The organism is Planotetraspora kaengkrachanensis (genome assembly GCF_016862895.1).
GTDB lineage: Bacteria > Actinomycetota > Actinomycetes > Streptosporangiales > Streptosporangiaceae > Planotetraspora > Planotetraspora kaengkrachanensis.
Genome location: NZ_BONV01000048.1, coordinates 36695 through 56618, shown reverse-complemented (window position 1 = coordinate 56618; position 19924 = coordinate 36695). Strand labels below are relative to the sequence as shown.

Genomic DNA, 19924 nt, shown 5'->3' with positions numbered 1-19924 from the left:
AGACTCGCGACCCGGGGGCGTGGATGAGCTTCGAACGTGATCTCGTGTCACCCGAGCCGGACAACGACGAGCAGTCGCTGGAGGCCGCGCTGCGGCCCAAGCGTCTCGACGAGTTCATCGGCCAGGCGCGGGTCCGCGAGCAGCTGTCGCTCGTGCTGGAAAGCGCCGTTCGCCGCAATCGCCCGCCTGACCACGTGCTGATGAGCGGGGGGCCCGGCCTCGGGAAGACCACGCTCGCGATGATCATCGCGGCGGAGCTCGGCGCGCCGCTCCGGGTGACCTCCGGTCCCGCGCTCGAGCGCGCGGGCGATCTCGCCGCGATCCTGTCGACCCTGTCCGAGGGCGAGGTCCTGTTCATCGACGAGATCCACCGGATGGCCAGGCCCGCGGAGGAGATGCTCTACCTCGCCATGGAGGACTTCCGGGTCGACATCGTGGTCGGCAAGGGGCCGGGGGCGACCTCGATCCCGCTGGACATCGCGCCGTTCACACTCGTGGGGGCGACGACCCGCGCGGGCCTGCTGCCGGCCCCGCTGCGCGACCGGTTCGGGTTCACCGCGCACATGGACTTCTACGACGCGAGCGAGCTTGAGCAGGTCCTCCACCGGTCGGCGCGCCTGTTGTCGGTGGGCCTGCCGGAGGAGGGCGCCCATGAGATCGCCCGGCGGTCCCGGGGCACGCCTCGGATCGCGAACCGGCTGCTCAGAAGGGTCAGGGACTTCTCGGAGGTGCGCGCCGAGGGTGTCGTCACCCGAGAGATAGCCTCCGCCGCACTGAATCTTTACGAGGTCGACGCGGAAGGGCTGGACCGGCTCGACCGGGCGGTTCTCGGCGTGCTGCTCAGGAAGTTCGGGGGCGGACCCGTGGGCCTGTCGACCCTCGCCGTCGCGGTGGGGGAGGAGCCCGAGACCGTCGAGGTCGTGGCCGAGCCCTTCCTGGTACGGCAGGGCCTGATCGCCCGCACTCCGCGAGGCCGAGTCGCGACGGCGTCGGCCTGGGCTCACCTCGGTCTGACTCCTCCTCCTGACGCTTTCGGCGCGTCCGTCTTTTCCGGACTGTTCGACGAGGCGTAGACGCCCCGGCGCGGGGGTGGCGTGAGCCGTACGCGAAGGAAAATGAAAGGAAAAACTTCGGGGAAAAGTCGCACAACTGTGACGTGTGGGGTGAGTGCGATTACGAATCGGTTTCGAAGGCTATGAAACAGGAACTTTCCCGCGAGCCGGAACGTGTGCTCGTTGCCGGGTCAAGAACGGCTCGCATACACTGCGTGGCTTGACTGGCCGCTTACGCCGACCCGTGTAGCGTCGCGGCGGCCACGTGGCAATGCGCATCAAACCTCCGGCGTCAGGCCGGTTAATCACGTAAGGAAGGGTGGCTCCGTGGGTAGCAACCCGCTTGGGACGTTTCTGCCGCTGATCTTGCTGGTAGTGGTCTTCTACTTCCTGCTGATCCGTCCGCAGCGAAAGCGGCAGCAGGAGCAGGTCCAGATGCAGAACAACCTGGTCCCCGGCAGCCGCGTCATGACGACGACCGGGCTGTTCGGCACCGTGTCGGCGCTCAAGGACGACGATGTCATCCTGGAGATCGCGCCCGGTGTCGAGACCCGGTGGGTCAAGGCGGCGATCGGCCGTGTCGTCCCGCCCGCGGAGGGAACCTCTGAGGAGGAGACGGGCTCAGTCGACGACACCCCCGACACGACGGCGGGCGACGATGATTCGAGTAGCAAGCAGTCCTGAGTAGGCTGATCGCACACCCTATTGACGAAAGAACTGACCACCAGTGGCCCCACCGACCAGTAGCCAGATCAAGCCGGGACGCACGCTCCTGGTACTTCTGGCGATCATTCTCGCCATGGGCGCGACGATCGCCCTGCAGAAGGCGTTCGTCCCCAAGTTCGGCCTCGACCTGGCCGGTGGGACCACGGTGACGTTGTCGCCGGTGACCCTCGATGGGAAGCCGCCGCCATCGGAGAGCATCGACCAGGCCGTCAACATCATCCGGGCGCGCGTGAACGGCAACGGCATCGCCGATGCCCAGGTCGCGAGGGCGAACGACAACATCGTGATCCAGATCCCGGGAGTCGGCCAGCAGGAGGCGCTCGGGCTCGTGTCCACGACCGCCGAGCTGCGGATGCGCCAGGTGCTCGCGGTGGCCGCGGCGACGAACCAGCCGGTTCAGATGCCGACGGCGGCTCCCACACCCAGCGGCTCGGGCGCTCCGAGCGCCACGCCCAGCGGCGGCGCGACGCCGACTCCCAACGCCAGCGGGACTCCCGCGGGCAGGGCGTTGTCCTCGGCCCTCGCCGCTCCCTCGCCGTCCGCCTCCGCTGATCCCAAGGGCGGGGCGAAGGCCGACAAGGCCAAGGGCGACGACAAGGCGAAGAGCGGGGCGAAGGCCGAAGCCACGCCGACGCCGCCTCCGCCGAGCCCGGGTGCCACCGAGGATCCGCTGGCCGGGCAGGACACCAGCGGCATCGACCCGGCGCTGTTGACGCAGTTCCGCGACATCGACTGCACCGCCAAGAACAAGGGCCAGGGCGTTCAGGACGACCCGAACAAGCAGATCGTCGCCTGCAGCGACGACGGCTCGGCGCGCTACATCCTGGACAAGGCGGCCGTGCAGGGCACCGAGGTCAGCGGCGCCCAGGCGGGCACCGACTCCACGACCGGCGAGTGGATCGTCAACATCACGTTCAAGTCCAAGGGCGCGTCGCAGTTCGCCGACATCACCCGGCGGATCACCACTCTCACGCCGCCGCGCAACCAGCTGGCGAACGTGCTCGACGGTGTCGTGATCGTGGCACCGACGATCGAAGAGGCGATCCCCGGTGGAAGCGCCCGGATCTCCGGCAACTTCACCCAGGTGAGCTCCACCGCTCTCGCCGACCAGCTCAAGTACGGCGCGCTACCGCTGAAGTTCAAGCAGAGCCAGGTCGTGTCGGTCTCCTCGACACTGGGACAGGACCAGCTGCGCGGCGGCCTGATCTCGGGCGGCATCGGACTGCTCGTGGTCGTGCTCTACCTGCTGCTCTACTACCGCGGCCTCGGCCTGATCGGTGTGGCCAGCCTCGCGGTGGCCACGGCGGTCACCTACTCCACGGTGGTGCTGCTGAGTCACAACGCGGGATTCCGCCTGTCGCTGCCGCACATCATCGGCTTGGTGGTCTCGATCGGTATCACGGCGGACTCGTTCATCGTCTACTTCGAACGAATACGTGACGAGATCAAGGAGGGCCACCGCACTCTGCGCTCGGCCGTCGAGGTCGCCTGGCGGCGCGCCCGGCGCACGATCCTGGTGGCGGACGCGGTCATGTTCATCGCCGCGATCGTGCTCTTCGCCCTCGCGGTGGGCGACGTCGCCGGATTCGCGTTCGCGATGGGGCTGACCACGCTGATCGACGTCGTGGTCGTCTTCCTCTTCACGAAGCCGCTGATGTCGCTGGCGGCCCGGATGCGGTTCTTCGCCAAGGGCCACAAACTGTCCGGACTCGACGCGGAGCGTATGGGCCGTACGAGCCCTGCCGAGCAGACCCTGCAGGAGGCGTGATGCCGGGTGTTATCAGTCGCCTCTACCGAGGCGACATCAACATCGACTTCGTCGGCAAGCGCAGGATCTGGTACGGGCTGTCGGCCTTCCTTCTGATCTTCTCGATCGTCGGGCTCATCATCCACGGCCTCAATCTCGGAGTCGAGTTCAAGGGCGGGTCGGTCTTCGACTTCGCCCGGACGCCGGGGTCGACCGTGGAGCAGGTCCGGGACAGCGTCGAGGGCGCCGGTCCGCACCAGGTGATCGTCCAGCAGGCCGGGGACAAGAACTGGCGGGTCACCACGGAGAGCCTTGACGGCGCCGAGGTGACGAAGGTCCAGCAGGCGGTGTCCAAGCAGTTCGGCGTGCCGGAGGACCAGGTCAGCTCCCAGGTCATCGGAGCGACCTGGGGTGGTGAGGTCTCCCAGAAGGCGTGGATCGGCCTCGTGGTCTTCATGGGCCTGATCATGTTGTACCTCTCGATCGCCTTCGAGTGGCGCATGGCGCTGGCCGCCATCGTGGCCCTCGTGCACGACCTCGTGATCACGGCCGGCATCTACGCGTGGTCCGGCTTCGAGGTGACCCCGGCGACGATGCTGGGCTTCCTGACGATCCTCGGTTATTCGCTGTACGACGCGGTCGTGGTCTTCGACATGATCAAGGAGGTGACGGGCAAGATCGGGACGTCGGCCAAGATGACCTACACGCAGGCGGCGAACAACGCCCTCAGCCACACCCTGATCCGGTCGCTGAACACCTCGCTCGTCGCGATCCTGCCCGTGGCGGCGATCCTGTTCATCGGGACCACGCTGCTCGGTGCCGGCACGCTGAAGGACCTGTCGCTGGCCCTGTTCGTCGGAATGCTCGTCGGCACCTACTCCTCGCTGTGCGTCGCCACACCGATCCTGGTGACGCTCAAGGAGCGGGAACCGCAGTGGCAGGCGCTCGCCCGGCGCGTTGCGGCCCGGCAGGTGTCGGCCGCCAAGGCCGCCGCGGCCACCGCCGGCGCCGCGGGCGGGAGCCGGTCGGGCAAGGAACCCGTCGTGGCGGGATCTCAGAACGGCGCGGGCGCTCAGAGCGGGCAGGGAGCTCAGAACGGCGCCGTGTCCGGCAAGCAGCGCAAGAAGCGCTAGTCGTCCGAACGCTGACGCGCCCCCGCCGCCCACCCGGGCGGCGGGGGCGCGGCTGTTTCCAGCGGGTCGCGGTGGGCTCGGCGGACGCGGATCAGCCGCCGGATGTGCTCTAGGGTGGGCGTCGTGACTGACTGGAGCGCCCTGATCAGGGACATTCCTGACTACCCGAAGCCGGGGATCGTGTTCAAGGACATCACCCCGCTCTTGGCCGACCACACGGCGTTCACGCAGGTCGTGGACGAGCTGGCGGACGGCCTCGCCTTCGACAAGGTGGTCGGCATCGAGGCGCGGGGGTTCATCCTCGCCGCGCCGGTCGCCTACCGGAGCGGCGCCGGGTTCGTCCCCGTACGGAAGAAGGGCAAGCTGCCGGCCGCGACACTCGAGGCCTCCTACGACCTCGAGTACGGCTCGGCGGTCATCGAGGTGCACGCCGACGCCTTCGCCCCCGGTGAGCGGGTCCTGATCGTCGACGACGTGCTGGCCACGGGGGGAACGGCCGAGGCGACCGTGGAACTCGTCAGGCGGGCGGGCGCCGAGGTGGCCGCGGTCTCGTTCCTGATGGAGTTGTCGTTCCTGTCCGGACGGGACCGGCTGCCCGGCATCGAGGTACGTGCGCTGCTGAGCGTGTGAGCACGGTGCGGGGCCGCCGGGTCGCGGGCGTGGGATGGCCCGTGGGTCGATGCCGGCGCCCGCCGGGTCGCCGGGGCGCGGACGGCGGGTTTCCGCCTCGCGTGGCGATCGAGCGGCCGGTCGACGACGCCCGTGAGAAGGCCGCGGACCACAGCCGAGGAAAGGCTGCGGATCATGGCCGTGAACAGGCGGCGAAGAGTGCTGTGGCGGCACGGATACACTGAGGGATCTGGACTCGACGTGAGGAGTCTGTGTGCCCCGTGATGTGGTCGTGCCTGACAGCGCGCGGGCTGGACGCGGAACCGACCCGCGCACCGCCCCCGAGCCGGCTGACGTGCCCGCTGACGCGGTGCCCGACGCATCGGGGGGCGCTGAAGAGAGACCGGCACCTGCCGTACGACGGCGGCTGACCCGGTTCGGGGGGCAATGGGGTGCTATGAATCCGGTGCTGGAGCCGCTGTTCAAGACGGTCCGGGCGACCCATCCCAAGTCCGACCTGCGCCTGATCGAGCGTGCCTACGACATGGCCGCCTACCACCACCGCGACCAGAAGCGGAAGAGCGGCGACCCGTACATCACCCACCCGCTGGCCGTGGCGAGCATCCTGGCCGAGCTGGGGACCGACGACGAGACCCTGTGCGCCGCCCTGCTGCACGACACCGTCGAGGACACCGCGTACGGCCTCGACGAGTTACGAGCCGACTTCGGCGACAACATCGCGCTGCTCGTCGACGGCGTGACCAAGCTGGACAAGGTCAAGTTCGGTGACGCCGCGCAGGCCGAGACCGTCAGGAAGATGGTCGTCGCGATGTCGCGCGACATCCGGGTCCTGGTCATCAAGCTCGCCGACCGGCTGCACAACATGCGCACCATGCGGTACATGCCGGAGCACAAGCGGCAGCAGAAGTCGCGGGAGACGCTCGAGATCTTCGCGCCGCTGGCTCACCGGCTCGGCATGAACACCATCAAGTGGGAGCTGGAGGACCTCGCGTTCGCCATGCTCTATCCGAAGCGGTACGACGAGATCGCCCGGATGGTGTCGGAGCGGGCGCCGAGGCGTGACCTGTTCCTGCAGGAGGTCATCGAGAAGGTCTCCGCGGAACTGCGCGAAGCCAAGATCAAGGCGACCGTGCGCGGGCGGCCGAAGCACTACTACTCGATCTACCAGAAGATGATCGCCAAGGACGTGGCGTTCGACGACATCTACGACCTGGTCGGCATCAGGGTGCTCGTCGACACCGTCCGCGACTGCTACGCGGCACTCGGCACGATCCACGCGCAGTGGCGGCCCGTGCCCGGGCGGTTCAAGGACTACATCGCCATGCCCAAGTTCAACATGTACCAGTCGTTGCACACGACGGTCATGGGGCCAGAAGGCAAGACGATCGAGCTGCAGATCCGCACGCGGGCGATGCACAACCGCGCCGAGTACGGCGTGGCCGCGCACTGGAAGTACAAGGAGGAGACGAACGGCTCGGGGCCGGCCAAGGCCAAGCAGGTCAACGACATGGCCTGGCTGCGGCAGCTGCTCGACTGGCAGAAGGAGACCTCCGACCCGGGCGAGTTCCTCGAGTCGCTGCGCTTCGACCTGTCGGTGTCCGAGGTGTTCGTCTTCACACCACGGGGGCAGGTGATCGCCCTTCCCGAGGGCGCCACGCCCGTGGACTTCGCGTACGCCGTGCACACGGAGGTCGGCCACCGCTGCATCGGCGCCCGCGTGAACGGGCGGCTGGTGCCGCTGGAGTCCCGGCTCGGCAACGGGGACACCGTCGAGATCTTCACCTCGAAGTCGCCGGACGCCGGGCCGTCCCGCGACTGGCTGAAGTTCGTCAAGAGCGGCCGGGCTCGGAACAAGATCCGTCAGTGGTTCTCCAAGGAGCGCAGAGAGACCGCGATCGAGGCCGGCAAGGAGGCCATCGGGCGGGCGATGCGCAAGCAGGGCCTGCCGCTCCAGCGCCTCATGTCCGGCGAGGCACTGCTCGCCCTCGCCCGTGATCTGCGCTACCCCGACGTGTCGGCGCTGTACGCGGCCGTGGGTGAGGGCCACGTCGCGGCCCAGTCCGTCGTTCAGAAGCTCGTACAGGCGCTCGGAGGGGTCGAGGGGGCCGAGGAGGACCTGGCGGAGGCTGCGGTCCCCACGAGGCTCAAGGGACGTCCCAGGGGCAATTCGAACGCCGGCGTCATGGTCGCGGGCGATCCGGACGTCTGGGTGCGGCTGTCCCGATGTTGCATGCCGGTACCCGGCGACGACATCGTCGGATTTGTCACGCGAGGGCATGGAGTTTCGGTACATCGGACGAATTGTCCGAACGTGGAGCAGTTGAGTGCCCAGGCGGATCGCCTGGTGCAGGTGTCGTGGTCGCCGCAGGACGATTCGCTGTTCCTGGTCGCGATCCAGGTGGAGGCCCTGGACCGGCCCCGCCTGCTGTCCGACGTCACCCGGACGTTGTCGGACCACCACGTGAACATCCTGTCGGCGTCGGTGGCGACCTCCCGGGACCGGGTGGCCGTCAGCAAGTTCACCTTCGAGATGGGCGATCCCAAGCACCTCGGCCACGTACTCAAGGCCGTACGCACGATCCAAGGCGTCTACGACGTCTACCGCGTCACCAATTGAGTCTCCATTGATGATCATGCACAGGCTCGCGGAATGGCCCCGCGGCCTGCCCCAACCCGTGTGGTGATCATGCACATCTTCGGGGAAACCACGGATGACCAGCGGTTCCATCTCCCGTGATCATGCACGGATTCGCGCCGAACATCCCTGAACAGGCCTGATCTGGTCCGTGATCATGCACCCTGGACGTCGTCCATGGTCCGCGGATGCGGTCAGTCGAAGGTGATGACCGACCGCCGCCCGGCCTGGCCCTTGGCCATTGCCTCGAGCGCCGCGTTGGCGTCGCGCAGGCCGACCGGGGTGAACTCGGGCAGGATGTCGTGTGCCGCAGAAAAGGCGAGGGCGTCGCGGGTGTCGTGCGGTGAGCCGGACGGGTTGATCATGACGCGCAGCCGGTTGAGGACCATCGGCTGGGTGGGCAGGACCAGCGGCTCGGGGCCGTACCCGCACAGCACCAGCATGCCGTCGGGCGCCAGGCCGGTGAGCGTCGCCGCGGCAGCCGAGGTGGACGGGGAGGCGTTGAGGATCAGGTTCGCACCGCCGTCCCAGGCTCTGAGGGCCTCGGCCGGGTCGGAGTCCCGGGCGGCGATGAACCGCTCGGCGCCCATCTCCCTCACCGCCGCCTCGGCCCGGTTCGACCGGCCGATGACGGCCACGCGGGCGCCCATGGCGACGGCGTAGCGGATCGCCAGCGCGCCGACACCGCCGGCGCCGATGACCGCGACGCGCGAGCCGGCGGTGATCCCGCCCCGCCGAAGGCTGTTGAAGGCGGTCACGCCCGCGCACATGAGCGGTGCCGCGGCGACCGGATCGAGCCCCTCCGGCAGCGGGGTCACGAAGTCGGCCTTGAGGACCGCGTATTCGGCGTAGCCGCCGTCAATGACGATGCCCGTGATGCGCTTGCCTGGACAGAGGATCTGCTCGCCGCGCACGCAGTAGTCGCAGTGGCGGCAGGAGTCGCCGAGGAACTGGGCGCCCACGGAAGCGCCGACCTCCGGCCACGACACGCCGGGACCGGTGGCGACCACCACGCCGGTGATCTCGTGGCCGGGGACGACCGGGAAACGGGCGATGGGCCAGTGACCCTGGAGCAGGTCCAGGTCCGTGTAGCAGATCCCGCACGCGGTGATTTCGACCAGGACCTCGCCCTGGCCGGGTTCGGGAACCTCGCGTTCGGTGAACGTGAGCGGCTCATTGATCGCGGTGGCAATGGCCGTAAGCATGAGCAGGCCTCGATTCTGTTACTTGTTGATCGTTGTTGGGGACTCCGGCCGGAAGGACACCCTCTCCGTCGGTCTCCGAGAAACGGCCCCGGGCGGTTTTCATGGGGCGGCATTCAGGCTGCTCCGGCCGTACGGCGTTGCCCAGACCACCGCCTCGCCTACGTCCCGCGTGACTACCACCGGCAGGGTCAGGCTGCCGGGCCCCGCCGGCGGATACCTGGCGCGATACTGAGGGCATGGCCACCCACCCCGACCTGCGCACCGACCCGGCAGCCGTGCCGGGCCCAGGCTCGGGACCCGGCCCTGAGCGGCACCTCGACCCGCGTACGGAGCTGAGCGAGTTCCTGCGCACGCGCAGGGCCCGGCTGAAGCCGGCCGACGTGGGGCTGGCCGGGTACGGCCGGCGCCGGGTGCCGGGTCTGAGGCGGGAGGAGCTGGCGCAGCTCGCCGGGGTCTCTGTGGCGTACTACACCCGTCTCGAGCAGGGCAACGGCCACAACGTCTCGATCGAGGTGCTGGACGCGATCTCCGGTGCGCTCAAACTCTCCGAGACGGAACGCGCCCATCTGCTGCACCTCGCCAAGCCGAAGCCGAAGCAGCGGCACGCGCTGCGGCGTCAGCAGGTGCGACCCGCGCTGATGGACCTGCTGACGGCGATGGAGGGCGTGCCCGCGTACGTGTGGGGCCGCCGCACCGATGTGCTGGCGTGGAACCGCACGGCCTCCGCGCTATTCGGCGACTGGGCGGCGCGTGCCCCGCAGGAGCGGAACTGGGCCAGGATCACCTTCCTCGACCCGGCGGCCCGGCGGTTCTTCGTCGACTGGGAGTCCAAGGCTTACGACGTGGTGGGCCATCTGAGGCTGGACGCCGGTCTGCACACGGAGGATCCGCTGCTCGCGGCGCTGATCGGGGAGCTCTCCATGAAGAGCGAGAATTTCCGGACGCTGTGGGCGGCCCACGACGTCAAGAAGAAGACGCACGGCAGCATGCGAGTGATGCACCCGCTGGCGGGTGAAATGGCACTCCGCTACGAGACCTTCACGCTCCCTGACGATCAGGAGCAGTCGCTGGCGATCTACCATGCCGAGCCCGGTTCCGCGTCGGAGGATGCGTTGCGCCTGCTGGCGAGCTGGGGCACGGACGCCTCCCGGGACTGGTCGGCCGCCGTGCGGGACCAAGCCTGACCTCGGCTTCTTCACCGCAGCCCCCTGCAGACCGCCGCGGATCACTTCTGATCGTTTCGGCTTACAGGGAGCCCGGGGCGAGGGTCCGGCTACGTCCGGTGTGCTCCCAGGGTGCCTTGCGGGCGTCCCCGTGCATGATCACGAACCGTGTACGGCCTACTCAGGCGGGGGATCCGCGAATTCGTGCATGATCACAAAAGACGAAACCGCTGCTCGGCAGCGGTTTCGTCGAATGTGTGCATGATCACGAACGGGGTGAGGGCAGGTGGCCGGCTCTTTCCGCGAACCCGTGCATGATCACGCCCAAGGTCGGGGCAGGTCGGCGAGACCTTCTCCGAACCTGTGCATGATCACGCGCGGGGGGAGCGTCAGGAGAACTCGGCCAGGGTGCGCTCGGCTTCCTCGAGCCAGGAACGGCGGGCGGCCAGAGCCTCCTCGGCCTCCTTGACGTCCTTGTCCCTGCCGCCGGCCCGCGCCTTCGACAGGCGCGCCTCGAGCTGCTCGATCGAGCGGCGGAGCTGGTTGACCGTGTCCTGGGCGCGGGCGCGGGCCTCGGGGTTCGAGCGCTTCCACTCGTTCTCCTCGGCCTTGCGGACGGCGTCCTCGACGCGGCGCAGGCCGCCCTCGAGCTTGTCCCGCATCTCCCTGGGCACCGGTCCGGCGGCCTCCCAGCGCTCCAGCAGGCTCCTGAACGCGCTGCGCGCCGCACGGGAGTCCGTGACGGGCAGGAGCCGCTCGGCCTCGACCAGCAGGGTCTCCTTGATCTCCGCATTGGCCGCGAACGACGCGTCACGCTCGGCGAAGACCGCCGACCTGGCCTGGAAGAACTGGTCCTGGGCGCCCTTGAACCGGCCCCACAGCTCGTCCTCGGCCTCGCGGGAGGCGCGCCCCGCGGACTTCCACTGCCGCATGAGCTCGCGGTAGGCCGCCGCCGTCGCGTTCCAGTCGGTCGAGGACGCCAGGGCCTCGGCCTCCGTGACGATCCGCTCCTTGGAGCTCCGGATGGCGTCGCGCTGCTCGTCCAGGGACGAGAAGTAGGCCTTACGACGCTTCGCGAAAGCCGTACGAGCGGTGGACAGACGCTTCCACAGGGTGGCCTCGGTCGCCCGGTCGATGCGCTCGGCGGCCTTCCACTCGTCGATGAGCTGCCGCAGCCGCTCGCCGCCGGACTTCCAGTGCGTGGCGTCCTCGGCGATGCGCTCGGCCTCGGCGACGATCCGCTCCTTGGTCTCCCGGGCCTGGACGCGAGCCTGGTCGCGGGCGGCCTTGACCTCCTCCCGGCGCTTGCCGACGATGTCGGTGAGCGCCGAGAGGCGGTCCTGGAGGGACGCGAGGTCGCCGATGGCGTGCGCCTCGGCGACCGCCTCCCGCAGCTTCGCGATGTTCGACTCGGCCTGAGCGGGCGCCAGGTCGGTGCCCTTCACCCGCTGCTCCAGGAGCTGGACCTGCCCGGCCAGCTCGTCGAACTTTCGGCGGTAGTAGGCCAGGGCCTCTTCAGGCTCGCCCGCCTGCCAGGACCCGACGGCCCGTTCTCCCTCAGCCGTACGCACGTAGACGGTGCCGTCAGCGTCTACCCGGCCCCACGGGTCGGTGGTCACCGCGTCCTCCCGCACTTGAATCAGCCCTCCAGGGCCCGAAATGCCCTTGGTTGTATTACGTCAGCTCTTGCCCGTGATTGTCACGTCTTTGATTTCCACGGGCTGCTTGGGAGCGCCCGTGCCGTCACCCGTACCGCCGGGAAGTATGCCCTGCTTGGCGACCTTATCGAGGATTTCTAGTCCTTTTGTTACGGTACCGAAGGGTGTGTAGGCGGCGTTGAGCCCCGTGTCGCCGAACACGATGAAGAACTGGCTCCCGTTCGTGTTGGGGCCGCTGTTGGCCATGGCCAGCACGCCACGCGTGTACTTGGCGCCTTCGAGGTTCTCGTCGACGAACCGGTAGCCGGGGCCGCCCTGGCCGTCCGTCGGGTTCTTGCCGTCCGCCTTGGCGAGCGGGTCGCCGCACTGCAGGATCGGGAAGTCCGTCCCCAGCCGGTGGCACTTGGTGTCCTTGAAGTAGTTCTTGGAGGCCAGGTAGCGGAACGAACCCACCGTGCACGGCGCCTTGGCCGCGTCCAGCTTGGCGACGATGTCGCCGAGGTTGGTCTTGATGGTCATCGTGGCCGCGGCGGTGCTGACCTTGGCCGGCGGCAGGCCGACGTCCTTGATCTGACCGCTGCCCGGGTCGGCGACGTAGCCGCACGTTCCGGTCGCCGGGTCGTACGCCTTGGGCTCGGCCGCGGCGGCGGCGTCGGTGGCGGGAGCGCTCGCGGTCGGCGCCGCGGACGCGGTGGCCACATCACCGTCGGTCCCGCCTAGCAGCGCGATCGCGGCCACGATGCCACCGATCACGACCACGACGGCCGTGCTGGTCCCCAAGATCGCGACCCGACGCGCCCGTTGCTGACGCTCGACCCGCGTCTGCATCTGCCGCTGGTAGTGCTCGCGGGCCAGCTGCCTCTGACGGTCCTTGCCGGTGACCACTGCGTCCTCCCGAACTGCCTGGTTCCGTTTGTCGCCTCGTCGGATGCCGCTCCGCCCGGGAGCGCCGCCGTACGCGGTGACGGAAGATCTCCGCGAACGGCGCGTCGCTCTATGGCATCCGGCTCGACTGCTCCAAGAATGACTATTGAGGTGGGCGAATCGTATCGGCACACGGGTATTGGTTCGCAGCCCGCCGACCCGCACCGGTACCCTTCGGTTACATTCGCTCGCGTAATCCTTGATACATCGTCACGAGACGTAGAGGCGCTTCCGTGCTCGTCGCCGGGTTTCCCGCAGGGTCCTTCCAGGCCAACTGCTATGTCGTCGCTCCCGCCCCAGGCGAGGAGTGCGTCGTCGTCGATCCTGGTCAGGACGCGGTGGACGGCCTCGACGAACTGGTCAGGGAGCACCGGCTGAAGCCCGTGGCCGTACTGCTCACCCACGGGCACCTCGACCACGTCTGGTCGGTCGCGCCGGTCTGCGGCGCGCGTGACGTTCCCGCGTGGATCCATCCGGAGGACCGCGAGCTGCTGTCGGACCCCGGCAAGGGATTCTCGGCTCAGGCGGGTCAGATTTTCGGCGGGTTGCAGTTCAGCGAGCCTGACGACGTCAGGGAGCTGTCCGACGGAGCCACCCTGCGGCTCGCCGGTCTGGACATCACGGTCGACCACGCACCCGGCCATACGAGGGGGTCGGTGACGTTCAGGACGCCCCTGACGGGTACGGATTCCGCGGAGGACGCGGATGTCCTGTTCTCGGGAGACCTGCTGTTCGCCGGCTCCATCGGCCGCACCGATCTCCCGGGCGGCGACTACGCGACGATCCTCGGCAGCCTCGCGAAAACGCTGACGCTGCCGGACGAGACGCTGGTCCTGCCCGGTCACGGACCACAGACGACGATCGGCCGCGAGCGGGCCACCAACCCCTTTCTCAGGGAAGTGGTGCCGCCCAGCGGCCCTAGCAGGGGACTGTAATGAGCTTTCAGGCGCCCAAGGGCACCTTCGACTGGATGCCGCCGCGCTCGGAGTGGGCGCTCATCGTGCGCGACGCGCTCAGCGCGCCCGCCCGCCGCGCGGGCTACGGGTACGTCGAGACGCCGGCCTTCGAGGACACCGGCCTGTTCGCGCGGGGGGTCGGCGAGTCGACCGACATCGTGACCAAGGAGATGTACACCTTCCAGAGCAGGGGCGGGCAGTCCCTGACGTTGCGCCCCGAGGGCACGGCCGGCGTCGTGCGCGCCGTCCTCGAGCACGGCCTGTACGGCGGGGCCCTTCCGATCAAGCTCTGGTACTCCGGCAGCTACTTCCGTTATGAGAAGGCGCAGGCCGGCCGTTACCGGCACTTCTCGCAGGTGGGCGCGGAGGCGCTCGGTGCGGAGGACCCGGCGCTCGACGCGGAGCTGATCGTGCTGGCCTGCGACGGATACGCCTCTCTCGGCCTCAAGAACGTGCGGCTGCTGATCAACTCGCTCGGCTGCAAGGAGTGCCGGCCCGCCTACCGGGCCGCGCTGCAGGACTTCCTGCGCGGGCTCGATCTCGACGAGGCCACCCGGCAGCGCATCGAGATCAATCCGTTGCGGGTCCTCGACGACAAGCGTCCGGAGGTCCAGGCGCAACTGGTGGACGCGCCCCTCGTGACCGACCACCTGTGCGGGGCCTGCAAGGCGTACCACGAGGAGGTCCGCAGCCTGCTCACCGCCGCCGGCCTCACCTACGCCGACGATCCGCGGCTGGTCCGCGGGCTCGACTACTACACGCGGACGACCTTCGAGTTCGTGCACGACGGGCTCGGCGCGCAGTCCGCGGTCGGCGGGGGCGGCCGCTACGACGGCCTCAGCGAGATGGTCGGCGGCCCCGCGCTGCCGAGCGTCGGCTGGGCACTCGGCGTCGACCGCACGGTCCTCGCGATGGAGGCGGAAGGGCTGATCTCCGAGCGTCCCGGGCACGTCGAGGTCTTCGCCGTCCCCCTGGGCGAGGAGGCCAGGCGCCGGATCTTCTCGCTGGTCGCGCAGCTGCGCAGGGACGGCGTGGCGGTGGACATGTCCTTCGGCGGCCGGGGCGTCAAGGGCGCCATGAAGGCCGCCGACCGCAGCGGCGCCCGCTTCGCTCTGATCCTGGGCGAGCGGGACATCGAGGCGGAAGCCGTACAAGTGAAAGACCTGACCACAGGTGAGCAGACCGCGGTGCCGTTGGCCGAGGTCGTCGACGTTTTGAAGGGGAAACTCGCGTGATCCGCACTCACGAAGCAGGGACGCTTCGTAAGGAGCATGAAGGCCAGCAGGTGACGCTGGCGGGGTGGGTGGCGCGCCGGCGCGACCACGGCGGCGTGGTGTTCATCGACGTGCGTGACGCGTCGGGCTCCGCCCAGGTCGTCTTCCGCGAGGAGGATCACGCCCACGACCTGCGCTCGGAGTACTGCGTCAAGGTCACGGGCGAGGTCCGCGTCCGTCCCGAGGGGAACGAGAACCCCGAACTGCCGACGGGTCAGATCGAGGTCGTCGCCTCCGAGGTCGAGGTGCTGAGCGAGGCGGCCCCCCTGCCGTTCCCCATCGAGGGCAACACGGAGGTGTCGGAGGAGGCGCGGCTGAAGTACCGCTACCTCGACATCAGGCGGCAGCAGATCGCCCAGTCGCTGCGGATCCGGTCCCAGGCCACCTATCTGGCCAACGAGGTCATGCGCGAGCGCGGCTTCGTCTACGTGGAGACGCCGAACCTCACGCGTTCCACGCCTGAGGGCGCCCGCGACTTCCTGGTGCCCGTGCGGCTCCAGCCGGGCAACTGGTACGCACTGCCCCAGTCGCCCCAGCTGTTCAAGCAGCTCCTGATGGTCTCCGGCCTGGAGCGCTACTACCAGCTCGCCCGGTGTTTCCGCGACGAGGACCTGCGCGCCGACCGGCAGCCCGAGTTCACCCAGATCGACATCGAGATGTCGTTCGTCGACCAGGACGACGTGATCGAGCTGGGTGAGGCGCTGATCGGGCGCATCTGGAAGGAGACACTCGGCTACGAGCTGCCGACCCCGCTGCCGCGGATGACCTACGCGGACGCCATGGCGCGGTACGGCTCGGACAAGCCGGACCTCCGCTTCGGCGTCGAGCTCGTCGACCTCACGGAGTACTTCTCCGGCACCACGTTCCGGGTCTTCCAGGCGCCGTACATCGGGGCGGTCGTCATGCCGGGCGGCGCGTCCCAGACCCGCAAGGAGCTCGACGGCTGGCAGGACTGGGCCAAGGCCCGCGGCGCCCGCGGCCTGGCGTACGTCCTGGTCCAGGAGGACGGCCTCGGCGGCCCCGTCGCCAAGAACCTCTCCGAGACGGAGATCGCCGGGCTGGCCGAGGCGACCGGCGCGAAGCCGGGCGACGCGATCTTCTTCGCCGCGGGTGCGGCCGGGCCCTCGCGTGACCTGCTCGGTGCCGCCCGGTTGGAGATCGGCCGCAGGTGTGACCTGATCGACGAGTCCCAGTGGTCGTTCCTGTGGGTCGTCGACGCCCCGATGTTCGAGCCCGTCTTCGACGAGGTCGGCCGTGAGACCGGCTGGACCGCGGTCCACCACCCCTTCACCGGGCCGAAGCCCGAGTGGGCGGACAACTTCCAGGACCACCCCGGCGAGGCGCTCGCCTACGCGTACGACATGGTCTGCAACGGCATGGAGATCGGCGGCGGCTCGATCCGTATCCACCGGGCCGAGATGCAGCAGCGGGTCTTCGACGTGCTCGGCATCTCCAAGGAGGAGGCCGAGAGCAAGTTCGGCTTCCTGCTGGAGGCGTTCAAGTACGGCCCGCCGCCGCACGGAGGCATCGCCTACGGCTGGGACCGGGTCTGCATGCTGCTCGCGGGCGGAGAGTCGATCCGGGACGTGATCGCCTTCCCGAAGACCGCGTCCGGCTTCGACCCGCTGACCGGCGCACCCACGCCGATCACAGGTGCACAGCGCAAGGAGGCCGGCGTGGACGCCAAGCAGAAGGAAGCCAAGCCGGCCACGTGACCCCCCACCGGGGGGGTGACCCCAACCTGGGGGTGTGACCCCCACCTGGGGGTGTGATCGTGCACAGGCTCGTGGATGTGTGTGCTGACGTGCGTCGACGTCAGGTGTGATCATGCACGGATTCGTGAGCATGGCCGCTGACATGGGCCGACGTTCGGTGTGATCATGCACAGGTTCGCGGATCTCCTCCCTGACCTGCGGCGATGCCGTACGTGATCTGGCAACGACACGCTGATTGCCAGATCACGTACGGCGAAGCCGCAGGTGAGGGGTCATTTCTCCGAAGGCGTGCATGATCACGAACGGGGAAAGGGCAGGTGGGAGCCGCTTTTCCCGAAGGTCTGCATGATCACGCCCAGTGGGGGAGTGGGGGAATCTGCGAAATTCGGGATGAACTTGGGTTCTTGGGAGAACCACTTGCCGCTGGAATCCGTATGAGAGTGAAGCCACGCTTGGATCCAGTTCAGGAGCGATGCACATGTTCGACGAGATACTCGGTCTCCCCGCCCACCCTCTGATCATCCACGCAGCGGTGGTCTTCACTCCACTGCTCGTGCTGCTGGGTATCGCCTACGTCGTCCTTCCACGCTTCCGCGGGAAGCTCGACTGGGCCCTCGTCGTCGTCGCCGTGGCCGCCCCGCTGGCGGTCTTCTCCGCCAGGCAGAGCGGGGAGGCGCTCGAGGCGCGCCTGTTCAAGGGCCAGATCCCCCCGCCCGTCCTCGAGCACTCGAGCTTCGCCAACCCCCTGCTGTTCTCCACGATCGGGCTCGGCGTCGTCGCGCTGGTGCTCGTCTTCCTGACGCGTCCCCACCGTGAGCCCGGGACCGCTCCGGTCGGCTCGGCCAGGGCCGTCAGCCTCGTCCTGTCCGTCGCCACGGTCGTGCTGGCGCTCGTCGTCGCCTACTACGTGTTCCGCGCCGGAGACAGCGGTGCGAGGGCGGTCTGGGCGTACTGACGGTAGTCTCGGCGTTGTGGATAGCCTGTTCGATTCGGCGGCCGAAGAGGCCCACAAGAGCCAGGAGCCGCTGGCCGTTCGCATGAGGCCACGAGGTCTCGACGAGGTGATCGGCCAGCGGCATCTCCTCGGATCGGGCACGCCGCTGCGGCGGCTGGTCGAGAGCGAGGCCCCGATGTCGCTGTTCCTGTGGGGGCCGCCGGGGACGGGCAAGACGACACTCGCCTACGTCGTCTCCAACGCCACCAAGCGGCGGTTCGTCGAGGTCTCCGCGGTGTCGGCGGGCGTCAAGGACGTCCGTGCGGCCATCGACCAGGCCCGTCGCGAGCTGGGGATGACCGGCAGGCAGACGGTCCTGTTCGTCGACGAGGTGCACCGGTTCAACAAGGCCCAGCAGGACGCGCTGCTCCCCGCCGTGGAGAACCGCTGGGTCACGTTCATCGGGGCGACGACGGAGAACCCGTTCTTCTCGGTGATCTCCCCGCTGCTGTCCCGGTCGCTGCTGCTGACCCTTGAGCCGCTGTCCGACGACGACATCCGGGCCGTCCTGGAGCGCGCCGTCGCCGACCCGCGCGGCCTCGCCGGCCGGGCGACCCTGCGGGCCGACGCCCTCGACCACCTCGTACGGCTGGCGGGGGGCGACGCCCGCCGGTCGCTGACGTACCTGGAGGCCGCAGCGCTGCTCGCGGACGACGTCACCGTCGAGGTGGTGGAGAAGGCGGCCGACAAGGCCGCGGTCCGCTACGACCGCCAGGGCGACCAGCACTACGACGTGATCAGCGCCTTCATCAAGAGCATGCGCGGGTCGGACGCCGACGCGGCCGTGCACTATCTGGCGCGGATGGTCGAGGCGGGGGAGGACCCCCGTTTCATCGCCCGCCGCATCGTGATCTTCGCGTCCGAGGACGTGGGCATGGCCGACCCCACCTGCCTCCAGGTCGCGGTGGCCGCCGCCCAGGCCGTCGAGTTCATCGGGCTTCCCGAGGGTCGCATCAACCTGACCCAGGCGGTGATCCACTGCGCTCTGGCGCCCAAGTCCAACGCCGTCGTCAAGGCCATCGGCGCCGCCTCCGACGACGTACGGCGCGGCCTGATCGGGCAGGTGCCCGGTCATCTGCGCGACGCCCACTATCCGGGGGCCGCGAAGCTCGGCCACGGAAAGGGCTACAAGTACCCGCACGACTTCGAGCACGGCCTGGTCAGGCAGGAGTACGCGCCGCAGGAGCTCAGGGAACGCCGCTACTACGAGCCGACGGGCCACGGGGCCGAGGCCCGTTTCGCCGAGAGATGGACGAAGATCCGCGCTTTCCTCCGGGGCGAGAGCGACCCGGCGGGAACGTGAGGCATCGCCGGGCGGGCGTGTAGTGCGCGTCGGCGGGCAGGGCGTTCGCGATAGGGTCTTGCCATTCCAGCTCCGGTGATCTAGGGAGATCGGCAATGCTTACCGCGGGAGAGCTCGCGGGCCTTATCGTCGCGACCTTCTGGGCGATTCTGGTCTGCTTCATGGCCGTCGTGCTGGTCAAGCTGGCCCGGCTGCTGGTCGAGACGACCAAGATGGTGTCGGAGCTGAGCGATCGGGTGGTGCCGCTCCTCGAGGACGTGAGCCGGACGGTCGCCGAGACCAACCGCCAGCTCGTCGCCGTCGAGGCGATCACCGACAACGTCAAGGACGTCAGCGGCAACATGGTGAAGATCACCGGGGTCGCGTCCACGCTTCTCGCCGGGCCTGTGATCAAAATCTCCGCGCTGGGTCACGGCATCCGTGCCGCGCTGGCAAGACGCGGCGGCCGGGCGGCGGACGAGCGCGTCCCCGGCCCGCGCCGAGCCCTCGACGCCCAGGTGTCGCGGGGTGAGAGCGGATCGCGCGGCCTGACGGGGAGGCGAAGCGGATGATCCGGCGGCTCTTCTACATGGCCCTGGGCGCGTACCTCGCGCTCTGGGCTATGCGTAAGCTTCAGGCATTGCGGCCCGACCATGTGGCCAGGCGCACGGCCGACCGGATGGCGGGCTACGCCGGGCAGGCCGGTGAGTTCGCCGGCGACGTGTTCCGCCTGGCGGCGCGCAGGGAAACCGAGTTGCGGGCCACATTCGGGCTCGACACTGTTGAGACAAGACCCACCAGATTCGACGACGTAAAGGATGGCCGCTGAA

Annotated in this window: 17 protein-coding genes; 14 read left to right on the top strand and 3 right to left on the bottom strand. The window is 68.9% G+C overall.

From position 1 onward, the window contains the following. Window positions 1-23: 23 nt before the first annotated feature. From ruvB to Pka01_RS35905, 6 genes are all read left to right on the top strand, one after another. Window positions 24-1073, top strand: coding sequence for a Holliday junction branch migration DNA helicase RuvB (ruvB, locus tag Pka01_RS35930; protein WP_203887444.1), 1050 nt, complete (start codon window positions 24-26; stop codon window positions 1071-1073). A gap of 306 nt (window positions 1074-1379) precedes the next feature. Next, the gene (gene yajC / locus Pka01_RS35925; RefSeq protein ID WP_203887443.1) at window positions 1380-1736 is read left to right on the top strand and encodes a preprotein translocase subunit YajC; all 357 of its coding nucleotides are present in this window, start codon (window positions 1380-1382) and stop codon (window positions 1734-1736) included. A gap of 115 nt (window positions 1737-1851) precedes the next feature. After that, window positions 1852-3546 carry a protein translocase subunit SecD gene (gene secD, locus Pka01_RS35920; protein WP_203887442.1) on the top strand — a complete coding sequence of 565 codons (1695 nt, stop codon included), beginning with the start codon at window positions 1852-1854 and terminating at the stop codon, window positions 3544-3546. Then, entirely contained in the window at window positions 3546-4658 is a 1113-nt protein-coding gene (secF, locus tag Pka01_RS35915; protein ID WP_203887441.1) for a protein translocase subunit SecF, read from the top strand. Before secD ends, secF begins: the two co-directional genes overlap by 1 nt. A gap of 123 nt (window positions 4659-4781) precedes the next feature. Beyond that, window positions 4782-5288 carry an adenine phosphoribosyltransferase gene (locus Pka01_RS35910; RefSeq protein ID WP_239115936.1) on the top strand — a complete coding sequence of 169 codons (507 nt, stop codon included), beginning with the start codon at window positions 4782-4784 and terminating at the stop codon, window positions 5286-5288. A gap of 436 nt (window positions 5289-5724) precedes the next feature. After that, a complete protein-coding gene (locus Pka01_RS35905) occupies window positions 5725-7905 on the top strand; it encodes a RelA/SpoT family protein (protein WP_239115934.1) in 2181 nt (726 codons plus the stop codon). 212 nt (window positions 7906-8117) lie between these two features. Here the strand turns inward: Pka01_RS35905 and Pka01_RS35900 are convergent, their stop codons facing one another. Further along, complete coding sequence (locus Pka01_RS35900; protein ID WP_203887438.1) at window positions 8118-9128, bottom strand: alcohol dehydrogenase catalytic domain-containing protein; 1011 nt, start codon at window positions 9126-9128, stop codon at window positions 8118-8120. 236 nt (window positions 9129-9364) lie between these two features. Here Pka01_RS35900 and Pka01_RS35895 point away from each other — a divergent pair, with 236 nt between their 5' ends. Further along, complete coding sequence (locus Pka01_RS35895; protein WP_203887437.1) at window positions 9365-10312, top strand: helix-turn-helix domain-containing protein; 948 nt, start codon at window positions 9365-9367, stop codon at window positions 10310-10312. 368 nt (window positions 10313-10680) lie between these two features. Here the strand turns inward: Pka01_RS35895 and Pka01_RS35890 are convergent, their stop codons facing one another. Next, window positions 10681-11910 carry a DUF349 domain-containing protein gene (locus Pka01_RS35890; protein WP_203887436.1) on the bottom strand — a complete coding sequence of 410 codons (1230 nt, stop codon included), beginning with the start codon at window positions 11908-11910 and terminating at the stop codon, window positions 10681-10683. Window positions 11911-11970: 60 nt separating this feature from the next. Beyond that, window positions 11971-12834: a peptidylprolyl isomerase gene (locus Pka01_RS35885; RefSeq protein ID WP_239115930.1), complete on the bottom strand. Its 864-nt coding sequence runs from the start codon at window positions 12832-12834 to the stop codon at window positions 11971-11973. A gap of 272 nt (window positions 12835-13106) precedes the next feature. On the opposite strand from Pka01_RS35885, the gene Pka01_RS35880 reads away from it, so the two are divergent. The 7 genes from Pka01_RS35880 to Pka01_RS35850 all read left to right on the top strand — a co-directional run bounded on the left by Pka01_RS35880 (window position 13107) and on the right by Pka01_RS35850 (window position 19923). Next, window positions 13107-13808 carry an MBL fold metallo-hydrolase gene (locus tag Pka01_RS35880; protein ID WP_203887435.1) on the top strand — a complete coding sequence of 234 codons (702 nt, stop codon included), beginning with the start codon at window positions 13107-13109 and terminating at the stop codon, window positions 13806-13808. Next, a complete protein-coding gene (gene hisS / locus Pka01_RS35875) occupies window positions 13808-15064 on the top strand; it encodes a histidine--tRNA ligase (RefSeq protein ID WP_203887434.1) in 1257 nt (418 codons plus the stop codon). The genes Pka01_RS35880 and hisS overlap by 1 nt, the downstream gene beginning before the upstream one ends. Further along, window positions 15061-16818, top strand: coding sequence for an aspartate--tRNA ligase (gene aspS / locus Pka01_RS35870; RefSeq protein ID WP_203887433.1), 1758 nt, complete (start codon window positions 15061-15063; stop codon window positions 16816-16818). The genes hisS and aspS overlap by 4 nt, the downstream gene beginning before the upstream one ends. A gap of 478 nt (window positions 16819-17296) precedes the next feature. Continuing rightward, the gene (locus Pka01_RS35865; protein WP_203887432.1) at window positions 17297-17773 is read left to right on the top strand and encodes a DUF2231 domain-containing protein; all 477 of its coding nucleotides are present in this window, start codon (window positions 17297-17299) and stop codon (window positions 17771-17773) included. Window positions 17774-17789: 16 nt separating this feature from the next. Further along, window positions 17790-19115: a replication-associated recombination protein A gene (locus Pka01_RS35860; protein WP_239115928.1), complete on the top strand. Its 1326-nt coding sequence runs from the start codon at window positions 17790-17792 to the stop codon at window positions 19113-19115. A 95-nt stretch (window positions 19116-19210) separates the two neighbouring features. After that, on the top strand, window positions 19211-19666 hold the full coding sequence (locus Pka01_RS35855) for a DUF948 domain-containing protein (RefSeq protein WP_203887431.1): 456 nt from the start codon (window positions 19211-19213) through the stop codon (window positions 19664-19666). Beyond that, window positions 19663-19923: a hypothetical protein gene (locus Pka01_RS35850; protein ID WP_203887430.1), complete on the top strand. Its 261-nt coding sequence runs from the start codon at window positions 19663-19665 to the stop codon at window positions 19921-19923. The genes Pka01_RS35855 and Pka01_RS35850 overlap by 4 nt, the downstream gene beginning before the upstream one ends. Window position 19924: the final 1 nt, after the last annotated feature.

Coding starts and splice junctions, on each gene's coding strand:
- ruvB (WP_203887444.1), top strand. CDS start 24: ATGAGCTTCGAACGTGATCTCGTGTCACCCGAGCCGGACAACGACGAG.
- Pka01_RS35905 (WP_239115934.1), top strand. CDS start 5,725: ATGAATCCGGTGCTGGAGCCGCTGTTCAAGACGGTCCGGGCGACCCAT.
- secF (WP_203887441.1), top strand. CDS start 3,546: ATGCCGGGTGTTATCAGTCGCCTCTACCGAGGCGACATCAACATCGAC.
- Pka01_RS35865 (WP_203887432.1), top strand. CDS start 17,297: ATGTTCGACGAGATACTCGGTCTCCCCGCCCACCCTCTGATCATCCAC.
- secD (WP_203887442.1), top strand. CDS start 1,852: ATGGGCGCGACGATCGCCCTGCAGAAGGCGTTCGTCCCCAAGTTCGGC.
- Pka01_RS35850 (WP_203887430.1), top strand. CDS start 19,663: ATGATCCGGCGGCTCTTCTACATGGCCCTGGGCGCGTACCTCGCGCTC.
- hisS (WP_203887434.1), top strand. CDS start 13,808: ATGAGCTTTCAGGCGCCCAAGGGCACCTTCGACTGGATGCCGCCGCGC.
- Pka01_RS35855 (WP_203887431.1), top strand. CDS start 19,211: ATGCTTACCGCGGGAGAGCTCGCGGGCCTTATCGTCGCGACCTTCTGG.
- Pka01_RS35900 (WP_203887438.1), bottom strand. CDS start 9,128: ATGCTTACGGCCATTGCCACCGCGATCAATGAGCCGCTCACGTTCACC.
- Pka01_RS35895 (WP_203887437.1), top strand. CDS start 9,365: ATGGCCACCCACCCCGACCTGCGCACCGACCCGGCAGCCGTGCCGGGC.